This window comes from Pseudogracilibacillus sp. SO30301A, from assembly GCF_037072025.1.
Lineage (GTDB): Bacteria > Bacillota > Bacilli > Bacillales > Amphibacillaceae > Pseudogracilibacillus.
Genome location: NZ_JAXHDD010000004.1, coordinates 106,513 through 119,984 on the forward strand (window position 1 = coordinate 106,513; position 13,472 = coordinate 119,984).

Annotated in this window: 9 protein-coding genes and 1 pseudogene; 3 read left to right on the forward strand and 7 right to left on the reverse strand. The window is 36.0% G+C overall.

Annotated features, from left to right (window positions below; all coding sequences use genetic code 11):
- Nucleotides 1–188: 188 nt before the first annotated feature.
- Nucleotides 189–1,211 carry a nitroreductase family protein gene (locus SPD89_RS04025; RefSeq protein ID WP_336260669.1) on the reverse strand — a complete coding sequence of 341 codons (1,023 nt, stop codon included), beginning with the start codon at nt 1,209–1,211 and terminating at the stop codon, nt 189–191.
- Nucleotides 1,212–1,346: 135 nt separating this feature from the next.
- Nucleotides 1,347–2,732, reverse strand: a complete 1,386-nt coding sequence (locus SPD89_RS04030; protein WP_336260670.1) for an MFS transporter — start codon at nt 2,730–2,732, stop codon at nt 1,347–1,349.
- Between the two features lie 903 nt (nt 2,733–3,635).
- Here SPD89_RS04030 and SPD89_RS04035 point away from each other — a divergent pair.
- Complete coding sequence (locus tag SPD89_RS04035; protein WP_336260671.1) at nt 3,636–4,139, forward strand: MarR family transcriptional regulator; 504 nt, start codon at nt 3,636–3,638, stop codon at nt 4,137–4,139.
- 398 nt (nt 4,140–4,537) lie between these two features.
- Here SPD89_RS04035 and SPD89_RS04040 read toward each other — a convergent pair whose 3' ends face one another.
- Nucleotides 4,538–5,491: a helix-turn-helix domain-containing protein gene (locus SPD89_RS04040; RefSeq protein ID WP_336260672.1), complete on the reverse strand. Its 954-nt coding sequence runs from the start codon at nt 5,489–5,491 to the stop codon at nt 4,538–4,540.
- A 264-nt stretch (nt 5,492–5,755) separates the two neighbouring features.
- Here SPD89_RS04040 and SPD89_RS04045 point away from each other — a divergent pair, with 264 nt between their 5' ends.
- Nucleotides 5,756–5,974 carry a heavy-metal-associated domain-containing protein gene (locus tag SPD89_RS04045; protein ID WP_336260673.1) on the forward strand — a complete coding sequence of 73 codons (219 nt, stop codon included), beginning with the start codon at nt 5,756–5,758 and terminating at the stop codon, nt 5,972–5,974.
- Between the two features lie 184 nt (nt 5,975–6,158).
- A pseudogene (locus tag SPD89_RS04050) lies at nt 6,159–8,015 on the forward strand (heavy metal translocating P-type ATPase); the annotation flags it as partial.
- A 134-nt stretch (nt 8,016–8,149) separates the two neighbouring features.
- Here the strand turns inward: SPD89_RS04050 and SPD89_RS04055 are convergent.
- From SPD89_RS04055 to csx19, 4 genes are all read right to left on the reverse strand, one after another.
- On the reverse strand, nt 8,150–8,527 hold the full coding sequence (locus SPD89_RS04055) for an ArsR/SmtB family transcription factor (RefSeq protein WP_336260675.1): 378 nt from the start codon (nt 8,525–8,527) through the stop codon (nt 8,150–8,152).
- 509 nt (nt 8,528–9,036) lie between these two features.
- Nucleotides 9,037–9,267 (reverse strand): hypothetical protein, encoded by a 231-nt coding sequence (locus SPD89_RS04060; protein WP_336260676.1) that lies wholly within the window; start codon nt 9,265–9,267, stop codon nt 9,037–9,039.
- A gap of 1,858 nt (nt 9,268–11,125) precedes the next feature.
- A complete protein-coding gene (locus tag SPD89_RS04065) occupies nt 11,126–12,925 on the reverse strand; it encodes a TIGR03986 family type III CRISPR-associated RAMP protein (RefSeq protein WP_336260677.1) in 1,800 nt (599 codons plus the stop codon).
- Nucleotides 12,906–13,472 (reverse strand): type III-D CRISPR-associated protein Csx19, encoded by a 567-nt coding sequence (gene csx19 / locus SPD89_RS04070; protein ID WP_336260678.1) that lies wholly within the window; start codon nt 13,470–13,472, stop codon nt 12,906–12,908. The genes SPD89_RS04065 and csx19 overlap by 20 nt, the downstream gene beginning before the upstream one ends.

Here is a 13,472-nt window from a genome sequence, read left to right on the forward strand (position 1 = left end):
TGTGAAATACCTCTTGCACTGATTATTTAAATTAATAAGCTTGCCAGATTTAAATTCTACCTTATCAAACTAGCAATATCCTATATCAAAAATGTAACTAATACAGGTGATATGATCCCTTAAAAAGTAGTAACTTAGCTTTTCGGGTTTTAATCGAAATGCATACTACTAATATGTCAATTGCATGATTAAAGATGTGTGATGTTAACCATTGGGGGAGCTAATACGGAATTAGAGTATCCATCGTCTCCCTTAAGCTCCAGCACCTCTACAATACGTTCCTGCGGATCAATTCCAAATGGCTTACATTGTTCCCGATCATAAATCCATTCCGGAATGCTGCGAAGCACTTGCCACTGTTTGGATTCAGCCAACAATTGAAAATTCTGAACCAAACAACTTATCGCTGCGAAATCCTCTTCCCGCTTGTGAAAATCAGCTTCTTCTTTTGCAACAACTAAAAGGAACGGCACCGAAATATCCCTATTTAACGTTTGAAGTTTCCCTTTTGTCTTACCGTTTGTTACATATATAAAGCGCCATGGTTGTCGTAGTCCGTGGTTCGGTGCCCAGATGGCTTGATTCAGCATGTCAAGAACACTTTGTGAAGTAACCTGAAGTGTATCTGAATGTTTCCAATCATTCTCACCAATTACAGTCCACTTCTGTTCTGCCGGTATTCTTCTCCTTCTTCCTCTTGGCATTTTATCAAAGTATCCTATATTTAAAATTCCTGCAAACCTTTCTCCTTCTTGCAAACCAATTTCCTTAAAAAATGATTTACCTTGAATGATTGGATCCGTATACCACAACATCCCCAAACCTTGTTCCCAACCTAACAGTTGAAAATTTTGCATGATACTACATACTGAAGCGTAATTTTCATCACTTTGCCGCTGATTTTCGGCGGATTCTGCAATGAAAACCAAGTGAACAGGAGTTTCTGCTACTTTTTTCGTTAAAAAATCAATCATTTTATTGAGTACGAGTTTTCCAAGTTTGCTTTCCTTCAATTTAGCTGTAATGCTCACAGCTAGTCGTTGACGTGATTCATACGTGCCATAGTAAATACAACGCCACTGTGGTGTTCCCTCAGTTACATATAAACTAGCTGCCTTATACAGTAAAGAAACGATTAGTTCTTGTTCTACCGGAGTTCCATTGTATTTCCTGATGGATCTGCGTTCTATTATCGTCTTGGATAAATTCAATATAATCCCTCCAATTCTTTAGCAGATTAGTCTAGTTCTTGAAGTTAAACATATTTTCGGGTGTAATTATAGAATTGGTTCAATCTCATAATACCCATTAATTAAAGCAAAGAGTGATTTAGAAGGCGTTAAAAATTATAACCCAAACTCATCTTTAAAATAGTCATCATGAACTCGCATCTCCTGTTTTTTTGTCAGTGATTTCTCCAAAGCGAGCACAACCATCGCCAATACAACAGTAATGGCTGCAAGAATGAAAGCATTGCTGTATGAAGGATCAGCAGACCCGTTTAATATATTCCATTGCTTGCTGTTGAGTTCAAGAAAACGACTAAACAATGCAGAGCCAAATGCAGCGCCTAAAAAAATCATAAAGGTGAATAATCCTGTACCAGTACCAGTTTCATTGGACGGCAATACTTCCGATATGCGGTTTGTGAGAGCCGATTGGTTCGCAGTGAAGGCCAAGCATACAAAAATCAGTAACACTGAAATCCAAATAGGAGAGGCTCCGACGATTGTGGATAGAGCCAGAAAGGCAATGGCCATGATTGTAAAACTAAATTGATTCATGAACCGATTTCCGCGATTGGCAATTATTATTCCAATCTGTGACCCTAATATGATTGGCATCAATCCACCTGGAAACAAAACAAGACCAATTAAACTGGTTGACATCTCATTCACTTTTGAAAGCATTAAAGGAATAATGAAAATCATCGCCATATAAGCTATAGAGTTTAATAAACCCATGAAAAGAACTAGACTAAATGGGATGTTTTTCAAAATATCAATTTTAATAAACGGTTCGTTAGCATTCTGAGCTTGCCAAACGAAAAGGACAAAAAAGATCACTGCAATTATAAATAACCAAGCTGTCACATTAATTCCCATCAGCAACGACGTAATGGCCAGCATGAATAAAATGGCTCCCACCATATCAAAACGACTGCCAGTCTTAACTTCCTCTTCTTTCGGTGCATATTTAAGATAAAACGGAAGAGTAATTATACTTAAAAACGATATCAAAAATAAACTCCTCCACCCGAATGAATCGGTTAAAAACCCGCCCATTATCGGACCAATTGCACTACCAAGCGCAACCATGGAAAACACCATACCAAGCGCATAACCACGTTGTTTTTCAGGAAAATATCGTGCGGCAGCTACAAGACTTAACGTGGGAAGAGTACCTCCCCCAATTCCTTGAAGGATACGAGCTATGATAATGACTGAATAGTTTGGGCTCATGAATCCAATTAAGGAACCCACCATAAACATAGCCATTCCAATAACAAACAATCGACGGACGGGAAACCTATCGGATAATTTTCCAATGGCAACAGCTGCAATACCGTTGAATAAGCTGAAAATGGCTGTTATCCAACTTACTTCGGAAGGCGTTAAAATAAATACCTTCCTGAATTCCGGAATCGCTACATTCATCATTGTTACGTTCATTGCATTAAACAACACCATATAACACATGGAATAAAGTAATAACTTTTGTTTTCTTGTCATTTTAAAACTCCCACATCTACCTTTTTTTAATGATTCTTTTTTTTCGGATATACGATATGGATTAGGCCTTTTAAAGGTAATATATCCATCATTGAGGATTATTTTATAAATCGTTATCCTATCCTTATTCTGTTCAATATAAAACCCCCATTCGTTTAGGTTATGAATATAATTTTTCTACGAGGAAAACTTTATGGATTAGGGAAACATAAAAGCATGGAAAGATACTAATATAAATCAATTTCAAGTATTGACATGTTATCTACTAGCTCATTGACGAAAAAATATCTTGATTTTGAATGTACACCGAATAAAAAACTTATGTTCGAGTTTCAGGTTATTTGAAGCACTCAACAATCCACTTGTCAAAGGCTTTTTTTCAGCGTCAATTTAAAGTTTTGCGATTTCCACGTTGCCACATTTATTATTGTTAACATATAAATAAATTTGAGTACAATAATATATTGAATTTTCCTCTTATATCCATATTTTTTTGTTTACAAGTAAACTATATAATATATAAATAAAGTTTGTCAATTTTTTTGGTGTCATATTAAAGTATGAGCAAAGTTAGCAAAATGACTGACAAAATGAGTATAATTATGAATGTAGACCATGAAGTAAACTATAATATTCAAAGATTGATTGTCTATAAAGAATATGATATGTTAGTTTACAAGTAAACAATATCCGAAATAGGAAGTACTTTGTAGCTGAAAAGGTTTAACAACAGTTCGTGATGGGTGACTCGGCTTAGGATGGAGCCTATTATTTAGATTGCCCTGTTCTATATCCAGATTAGATATTCTACCCCCTTAAATTGCACTCAACTTTAATTTTAGGTTTATTACAGTAGTAGTCAGTATAAAATGAAATTTTTACAGAAAAGGGATGATAAGTATAATGAATCCAACAGAGGGACTTAAGCGATTGCTATACGAACACTTCCTCCATTTTACGCATTTATTTGAACAAATTTTCGTTAATGAGATTGATGAGTTTGTTCATCTTGCACAAATGCAAGGAATTACCTCATGGCCAAACAATATGACGAGTGTTCACGTCATTGATTGCATCGGCAACAACGAGCCAATAAACAACAGGTCTATTGCGGAAAAAATGAATTTGTCCAAGGCAAGTATTTCAAAAATTAGCTCCAATCTGATTAAGGATGGCTATATAAAACGAAGCCAGATGAACGATAACAAAAAAGAAGTATATTTCTCCCTTTCTCCTAGAGGTAGACAAATCTATGAGGTGCACACCATGATGCATGAAAAGATAGAGCATAGATTTATTAATGTATTTGATTCATTTTCGGAATCAGAGCTACAGGCAATACTAAAATTCTTTCAAACAATGATTGATCAAAGAGACAACATTATCAAAGGGGACGAGAGGGATTGATGGGGTTACAACTCTAAACGTAGTCAAAAACGGAAGGTTCAATATCCTGTGGGGAACTATGACTATGTTCTTTTGTGTGTTTAGACCACTGAGTAAATGCAAAGTAAAAATGATGTAGGATACCTTTCCCCCAATTAGAGTATGTTTAGCTTAAATTATTAAATAAAAAATAAAACTGTGTCCAGAAATTGTGATTTTAAATTTTATTTATGTATTTACCTATGTTAACTGGTCACCGTTTAAAGCAGCATTTAATTCAGTCGGTCGATTAACCCATTTCAATGATGCGTTAATCGATCGCTTCTTTTTAGCTCAATTATTTTCAATAAGGAGAGCCCACCTAGAAAAACAAGTATAGGATTCTTACATAAGCCCTCCTATTCAGAAGATTTGTAACTTTATTCTTTATCATATTTACTTCGGTATTCAAGAGGACTAATTTTATACATTTCTTTAAAAGCGGCTCCAAATTTACTCTGGCTTTTATAACCTATTGTCGAAGCAATTTCCCCAATGCTTTCTTGAGTCTGAAGTAACATAGAAGCCGCTTTCCTAATCCGATACTCTTTCATATATGCCCCGATGGAAACCCCGTATACACCTTTAAAAGTTGCCTTTAAGGCAGTAGGACTGATACAATATTGTCTCGCTAGTTCATCAATCGTAAACCTCTGTTCAAATTGTTCCGTTATCTTCTTTTTAATCTGTTTAATAATTTCAACTTGTTGCTGGGCATAAAATTTCTTCTGTTGCTCTTTAGTTGTATCAAAATAATGAAGGTATATCAAAATTTCCAGAACTTTCAGCCGGTAATAAGTTTCTCTAGCCTCAACAGGAATCGAATACATACCACTGAAAATATGTTGAATACCTTTCTTCGCCTGTATAAAAAAACATTCATCGTTTGAAAAATAACGGTTAACAAGATCTGGAATATCAATTGGAATATCAGGGATATATTCTGATAGTTTATCTGTAAACTTATCTAAATCTATCGTAATGTTTATACCTTTGTAGTACCCTAATGGAAATTCAATACGGTCACTATGGTTGCTCATCATATTCATGAACAAATCACCTTCTCCTATATATTGCAAGCATCCATCCTTCATTTTACATTCAGCCCGCCCTTTAAAGCAGTGATTCAATTCCAAAATGTTGAGGTTTGGATGGAGCGTTGGCATATAGTGGTTCGCCTGAAAGTTAAAGATGATCACCTCAACACCAGGAAGTACAGAATAGACAGATGCTGTACCTTGCCCCTCATTTGGATTCAGGCGATAAACAACATGGTGATTATTTCGCACTAAGTTCATGCTTTTATTAATATGTGAAAGATAGAATCCCTTCATATTATCCTTCCTCCCTTGATACGGATACCGATTTTTCCTCTTATATAGACTTCTAGCTCCAATCAGATGAAGCAATGATTACCTTCTGTATGAATGAAATTTGTTCCAATCAGCCAAACTTTTAGTCCGATCGGTCTCACTTTCCAGATTTTATTGAAAATGACATACAGAGGCAATATACTTGAAATGAAGTAAAATCAAATGATCATTTGATTGTATGATAGTTTGATTATATAGATAATAATAGAAAGGAGCAATCGTTTTATGAAAAAGACCTATAAGTTACATGATGTGGATTGTGGAAGTTGCGCAGCAAAGATCGAACATGGCATTCGTAAGCTGGATGATGTTACCGATGTGAAGGTAAATTTTATGGCTCAACGAATGATTCTTGAGGCTCCGGATGATAAATTCGATGCCGTACTTAAACAAAGTAAGAAGATTATAAAAAGAATTGATCCAGATGCATCGCTAGAGGCTTAACCTAATAGATACATTTTTACGTCGAACCGGTTCATAACGAATAGGCAAAATTAGCCACATGTAAATTTATTATTTGAGTCAGTAGTGGTTGTGGTGTTACAGCCGTTGCTGACTCGAATATGAGGAGGATACAAACATGTCAAAGAAAGAACAAAAACGCTTACTACGTATCCTTATTGCAGCTGTAGGATTTGTAGTAACGTTCTTTTTAAAGTTAGATGGATTTGCTGAATTCCTGATGTATCTTGTCCCGTATCTCATCGTTGGAGGAGACATCCTGTGGAAAGCAGCAAGAAACATTACACGAGGACAAGTCTTCGACGAGAATTTCCTAATGTCAGTAGCCACGATTGGCGCTTTCTGCCTTGGAGTGTATTCGGAAGGTATTGCTGTTATGCTCTTTTTTCAAGTTGGTGAGCTGTTTCAATCCTATGCCGTTTCAAAGTCTCGCAAGTCCATATCCGAACTGATGGATATCCGTCCCGACTATGCCAATGTGATAAGAAATGGTGAATTGCTACAGGTTGATCCAGAAGAAGTACAAATTAATGAAATTGTTGTGGTAAGGCCTGGCGAACGAATCCCTCTCGATGGAATAGTTACTGACGGCTTCTCTGCAATTGATACCTCGGCTCTAACAGGTGAATCCGTACCAAGAGAGGTACAGGCAGGAGAAGATGTGATTAGCGGTTGTGTCAACCAAACCGGTAAATTAACCATTCAAGTGAATAAAGAATACGGTCAATCTACGGTAGCGAAGATCTTAGAATTAGTTGAAAATTCATCAGATAAAAAGAGTAAAAGTGAAAACTTTATTACTAAATTTTCCCGATACTATACACCATTTGTTGTTTTAGCTGCGGTCATTTTAGCCATTGTCCCACCTCTCATCATGGGTCAACCATTTGTTATGTGGGTTGAAAGAGCACTGATTTTTCTAGTTATTTCTTGTCCTTGTGCTTTGGTTATCTCGGTACCGCTCAGCTTCTTTGGAGGAATCGGTGGGGCATCCAAATCTGGTGTTTTAGTGAAAGGAAGCAACTATCTAGAAGCTTTGGCCAACACAGAGATGGTCGTGTTTGATAAAACTGGTACGCTAACCAAAGGGAGCTTTATGATCAGTGAGATAAATTCTGATAAAATGCCTGATCATAAGTTGTTGGAATTGGCAGCATATGCGGAGGATTACTCTAATCATCCCATCGCACAGAGTATCAAGAAGGCATATGGAAGAAAAGTTGATTCCTCCCGTATTAAAGATATAGAAGAAATTGCAGGACATGGTGTGAAAGCCGTGATTGACGGCAGTGTTGTTTTGGCGGGCAACACTAAACTTATGAAACGTGAACGCATATCCTATCATGATAGGAGTCTTGTAGGTACTGTAGTTCATTTGGCTGTAAACAATGAGTACATGGGCTATATCCTTATTGAGGACGAAATTAAAAAGGACGCATCACATGCTATTACGGCTTTAAAATCGTTAGGAATCAGACAGACCGTCATGTTGACTGGTGACGCCGATGCAGTAGGGAAAAAGGTTGCCGATACGCTCAAGTTAGACAAAGCATATACGGAACTATTGCCTGCGGACAAGGTGGAACACATGGAAGAATTAATGCGACAAAAAAATGCAAAAGGGAAACGGGCCTTTGTTAGTGATAGTATCAATAACGCCCCAGTCCTTGAACGAGCTTATAAAGGAAAACTGGCGTTTGTCGGTGATGGCATCAATGATGCTCCGGTTCTTGCCCGAGCGGATATTGGAATTGCTATGGGTGGTATGGGTTCAGATGCCGCAATTGAAGCTGCAGATGTTGTAATCATGACTGATGAGCCATCCAAAATCGCTACAGTGATGAAGATTAGTAAAAAGACACTCCGTATCGCTAAACAAAACATTATTTTTGCATTGGGTGTCAAAGGAATTGTGCTTATTCTAGGAGCAATTGGCATGACAACGATGTGGGGAGCTGTATTTGCTGATGTTGGGGTATCTGTCATAGCAATTCTCAACGCAATAAGGGCACTCAACGTTAAAAAATTCAACATACCGATACAAGAAGCTCAAGAACAAGGGAAAGGAAGTCGCCAAGGGGCAGTGGCATAATGTTTTTGGGGGGTGTTAGCAGGAAGCTCTGTAAGTAATACTCCTCCCCCCTTTTATTGATTAATCTAAAGTCCTTTCAACGGACAACTCATTTTAAAAAAATCATCTACCATTTGATGAACCAGACGAGCTTTTTCGCTGTCAGCAAGTGAATAGTAAACTTCTTTTCCAACACGTCTGCTTTTGATTAATTCATGTAACTTTAACAATTTTAAGTGATGAGAAACGGATGCAGGACTCATGTCAAGAGCAGCTGAAATATTGTGTCCACACTCTTCGCAATGACAGAGTAACCAGAGAATTTGAAGACGCGAGCCATCACTTAGCTGTTGGAAAACAGCAGATCCATCCAGAAAAAATTGGACATCAGGCATGTGCTTCAAAACATAGCTTAAATTTTGATCGTGATCGTGAAGCATTTCCTTGTTTTTTATCGTCGCCACTCCTTTGATAAAACATTCATTTGATTAAACAATTATTATACTATAGTCTATGCATTACCTAGTGTCTTGTCAAGGGCATACTTTCGGACATTTAACTTTCGTTAAAGAATAAAGCTAATCTTTAATAATCAATCCGATCAAGGAAGCGTTAGCCTGGGATAAATAATCCGCTGTGATATCCTTGAACAAAGAGCAGATATCTAGTGGCTCCGGATGCAGTGTTTGCTCCAAGGAAGACATCTGGTCGTATGAAAGAAACATGACTGTCGAATAAAAAACATTCATTGAGCTATATATAGTTGAGAATGACATAGCACTTGTAACCGTTGGGAAAGTGGTGGGTACAGCAAATCAAAGGGGCGCTGGGGAGCGGACAACTGTATGAAGGGTAAATTGTTACTGCTCTCAATTCATTATATCCTTCTGTTAATACAACCAAACTAGAGAAATTCCCCTCTTCTGAAACATCAATTGTACTATCTCAACATTATTGTTTAGTATTTTTACCTTTAATCTTGATAAGCTGTTCCTTCTATCATAATTTCAGGTTCATTTGTAAAAGTGTTATTTTCGGGAGTTGTAAATTCAGCTTTTGAAATTTCATAACCAATCTGAGCACGTATCATATAAGTTCCAATCGATGGATTATTTAGCTCCCAGTCATTCGTTAATGTCCTGGAATAATTTCTTTCTGAAGGTATGCTTGTCCTGTCCAGACCTAATATAGGTGCATCTATCATACTTTAAGTTTGAACGTAAACTATGTAAAAGTCACCATCTACTCTAATGTCATGTTCAGATAAGTCTACTACCGCCCATTGTCCAGTAAGAGCGTTCGCACTAATTGGTCCAGCTAAAAGATTTCCGGGCAAGCCGTTCTCACCGGGAATAATATTAGAAGGTTCTAATATATAATTGCTTTTTTGAAATGGATAAATTTTCATGTCTTTTTCTATTACCAAATTCGATTAAACTGAACTAGTGAGAAAGTTCTCCTTCCCTTTTACTGCAACATCGTTAGAAATTACTATCAAACAATTAGTAAACAAATGAGCAACCACGAAAAAAATTTCCTCTTCTTCATCTTGCGCTTATTAAATTCTATCTTATTCCTCCTTCTTTTTTGTCCACTCTATCAGACAGGAGGAGAATTTGTTGTCGTATTTTAGTCAAAGAATAGATTAATAGTTAAATTGAGTAAAAGGAACTAGCACTATATATATACCTTTTAAAGCACTCCCTTATGAATTTATACGGTGATTCGGTCGCTATTTAAATGCATTGAAATCGATTTACTTCATCATTAGAAAAATTATTTTGTGTTTCATTTAAAATAGCCGATGTATTTCAAAGATAACTCTTTTAAAAACAAATCGATTATATATACACAGAAATCCCCCTGTATAATCTAGCGAATATAGCAACGAGCATACGAAAAGCAAGCATTCGTGCGAAATCGAAGTGTCATTTTTACCGGACTTTTTGAACATCCTCTATTAATAAATTTCCCCTATTATTGACGGAATGGTTTGTTCAGGTTGTATATATGAATTTCATAAATATATCCATGTTATAATGTAATCACTCTACCTCTATTTTTTATCTCAGTCAAAATTGCCTTTAAAAAATGACGATAAGAATGAATTTATTAAAAAAGAACTTAATCTAGATAAATTTAGAATGGACTCTTTACGAAATAAAAAAACAGGTATCCATGATTTAATAAATAAATTGGTGGAATTTATAAAAAGTATTCGTTCTACGGACCATGAATTAAAGTTGTTTTGAATGATAATGGTGTAAACTTTCACTTTATTTCAGATTGTGATTTTCAAATTATTTCAGATGCGTAAACTTCATAAAATGCGTTGCACGGCTTGATATGGAGAAGTAAGTATACTAGCCTGTTCGGCAAGCCAAGTCTTTAGACTGCTGTCTTCTTGGCTAGGAATGCATGCCCACGGAGGCTCCATGTCAAGCCACACCGGTATAAATAAACATTTAATATGGGTTATATTCATTAAAACTTTGTGAAAAAACTGGCTTAATTTGAGCAGAAAGTATCTTTACAGGAATGGAGATAAATATAATCGAAAAGCTGTTCATTGCTACATTTGAACACAAGTACAAGATGTCTGTTAAAAGAGCTAATCAATTAAAGGTGTGAAAAAAGTCATCCCTTTGGAAGGGTAAAATCCAAAGGGATGACTTTACTTTTTACAAGTTACAATGTAGCATGAATTAATTCTCGTCCAGTCCAATACTGAGCTCAATCCAGCACGATTGTTACGGTTACTAACAAAATACACGTAGAGGATTCGTCCTAATTTCATTTAATTGTTTTTCTTTCTTGTTTCTGTAAAATATATAAAAAAGACTGTTCCTAAACAGGATCAGGATACCAGTGATAAGCCAGTTAAATTGATTAGTTACTGTATTTAGCAACGAAGAAGTGGTAACTGCCGTGTTTTCAGTTGCTTGTGCCAACCCTTCTTTCTTGACACTTAATGAAGAGATGGGAGCACTTGTTGTACCTTGTGAAAGCAATAGCTAAACACCAATATTTGCGAGATTAACTGGTTATTACGCTTCAGCCATTTAAAGTTTTTTAACTTTTAACCATTTTCTTGCATTATCCGAAACTTCTTCAGCAATGGTTGGTAAAACCCGCTCGATTTTCCTTTTTTTGTCGCTGTTTTTGTTAAACCATTGATGCGAGGCGACATCGTTTTTGTCAGGTTTTTCATTAGACCTCTGATTAGTCTCTACTTTGGGATAGGAGACCACATTTCCCCCCATAAAAGTACTATAGTTGAGAATAGCTAGTAGAGCAGAATCATTTGGAATTGGCCAAGATGTATACGCTTCTCTCTTTTTCTCCTCTTTAGCATAGGTACCGCTGGTATAATCAATTTCACGAACTATAATTTCTTTAATGTTAATTTTAATACTGCCAAATCCTAAAGGTTTCGCTCTACCAATTTTATGTGCATGTTGCACAGATTGATTAATATCTAATACATTGCATAGCTGATCAAGCTCGTGTTCCGTAATCCGTTCAAAATAAACTGTAAAAGTAAACCTGCCACCTTTATCAATTGGCTGTATAATTGTCTCCATCTCCTCTTTACTTTTGGTCTTTAAAGGATATATTTGAGGTTCATGATGCCAGTAAAATTTTCTTCCACGCACCTTTAAATCACTAGCTTTTAATGGAATACGATTTCCCTTTACTTTTTTATAATCATAAGTCCAGTATAGGTCATTTCCTAATTTTTCAGTATAAAACTCAACCGTGCCTGGCTTCGGTTCACCTAAAGGGGGTAAAGTCATCTTGTCTAAAAATGATACACCTTCTTCAGCAATTCCATCACTAAAACGAAGGCGTGAAGCCTGTATTCCCTTCTCATTCACAAAACCAAATAAATGACAAGCTGGACATAGCTTATTTTTACATGTGCAAGGAGTATAATCACCTTGTTCTTTTAAAATATCCTGCAACTCATTTTGGAAAACTTCTTGTGAAAAAACAGCAGGCGATAAGTGACTAATCTTTCCTTTTTTATCCTGCGAATAATAAACAGGAAGTTTATTTTTAACCGTTGCTTTTTCTAATAATTCCTTGTTAATAGCATATGGTTTCTTAGTATTTTTCTTATTAATTTTGTTACCTCTTTCACGATTTTCATGATATAAAGCTATAACATCTCTTAATCGTTTTATTTCCAGCTTGGGTATCTCTACTAAATATTCTTTTTTTCGATTATTTTCAAACTTAACAAATACAGATTCATGATGCTTTTTCTTACCAAATGGTTCTGCTAAGTATACTATCCCTTTTTGATACCCTTCTTTATATGTAAGGGAATAGTTCTCTACAACGTATGGCCTATTTTTATCTTTGTTATATTTTTGTTGAGACTTTTTTATATAAATGGTTTGCCCAGTTTGAATATCGCTTCGTTTAATATATTTACCATGTTTGCCAACTTTATCGTATTGAAACGAAGTATTTAGCATTACCCTTTCACAGCTTTCTAGTTTCCAGCCTCTATCTGTTTTATACAACAATCCTGGTCGCTTCGGATCCATAGAGCGTCTGTGAAAAGCTTTCTTATTGATTTGTGATAAACAACCATTGTACGCTGCCTCAAAGACACTGCGAATCATTCCTCGTATTTCAGAGCCTGGAATAACTGGACGCTCATCATTTGGATAATGAAAAAACATTTCGTCATCTACCCCATCAGGAATAAAGGTAGGCGTCAAGGTTTCTAATGTACAGGTAATTTTACCTGTTAAGCACCCAACTTCACGGTTCTGTTTGTCACATTGTGCTGCCAGAGGCACAAAATTATATGGATTTACAAACCGTTCATTATTTTGATTCGTTGTCATTTTTTGCAGCCTCCTTCCAATTCACGTAGTTTACTAAACGTTCATCGACAATTTCATAAGCGAACGGTTGTTTCGTCGCTAAATCCCAATCCTGAAATTCAACATACTTGCGAAAAACAAGCCCGATTTCTTGCCCTTTTTTAAAGTTACCAGGAACAGCGATACTCGCTCCTCTTTTTTCTCGCAAACAGGACCAGCCAGCTTGTGTATCCGTAACTGTTCCCCAGAGTTTATGTGTTTCATCTATATAAATAATGTTCTTACCTGTTTTAATTTCATCTTTACGAGTACGCCAAACAAATCTATCTTTCATTCGAGTAATCTTTGTTTCCTCAGATTGATTAAAAATACGCACTTCTTGAATCAACTGTACATCTGGTTCAGCATCGATCAGCTTTATTTCATGATCTTGAACCTTTCCTAAGTAAACAGCATAATCCGTTACTAGATACAAATAGCTATGTTTAAAGTTTTTTATAAACCCCATTAGTTCTTCTTTATATAGAAAGCCTGAATATAGCAATGATCTCGTTTCTCCAGATTTCAT

Excerpts from the sequence above, each read along its gene's own strand:
- SPD89_RS04065 (WP_336260677.1), bottom strand. The coding sequence starts at position 12,925 with ATGACAACGAATCAAAATAATGAACGGTTTGTAAATCCATATAATTTT.
- csx19 (WP_336260678.1), bottom strand. The coding sequence starts at position 13,472 with ATGAAATCTGGAGAAACGAGATCATTGCTATATTCAGGCTTTCTATAT.
- SPD89_RS04045 (WP_336260673.1), top strand. The coding sequence starts at position 5,756 with ATGAAAAAGACCTATAAGTTACATGATGTGGATTGTGGAAGTTGCGCA.
- SPD89_RS04060 (WP_336260676.1), bottom strand. The coding sequence starts at position 9,267 with ATGATAGATGCACCTATATTAGGTCTGGACAGGACAAGCATACCTTCA.
- SPD89_RS04035 (WP_336260671.1), top strand. The coding sequence starts at position 3,636 with ATGAATCCAACAGAGGGACTTAAGCGATTGCTATACGAACACTTCCTC.
- SPD89_RS04030 (WP_336260670.1), bottom strand. The coding sequence starts at position 2,732 with ATGACAAGAAAACAAAAGTTATTACTTTATTCCATGTGTTATATGGTG.
- SPD89_RS04040 (WP_336260672.1), bottom strand. The coding sequence starts at position 5,491 with ATGAAGGGATTCTATCTTTCACATATTAATAAAAGCATGAACTTAGTG.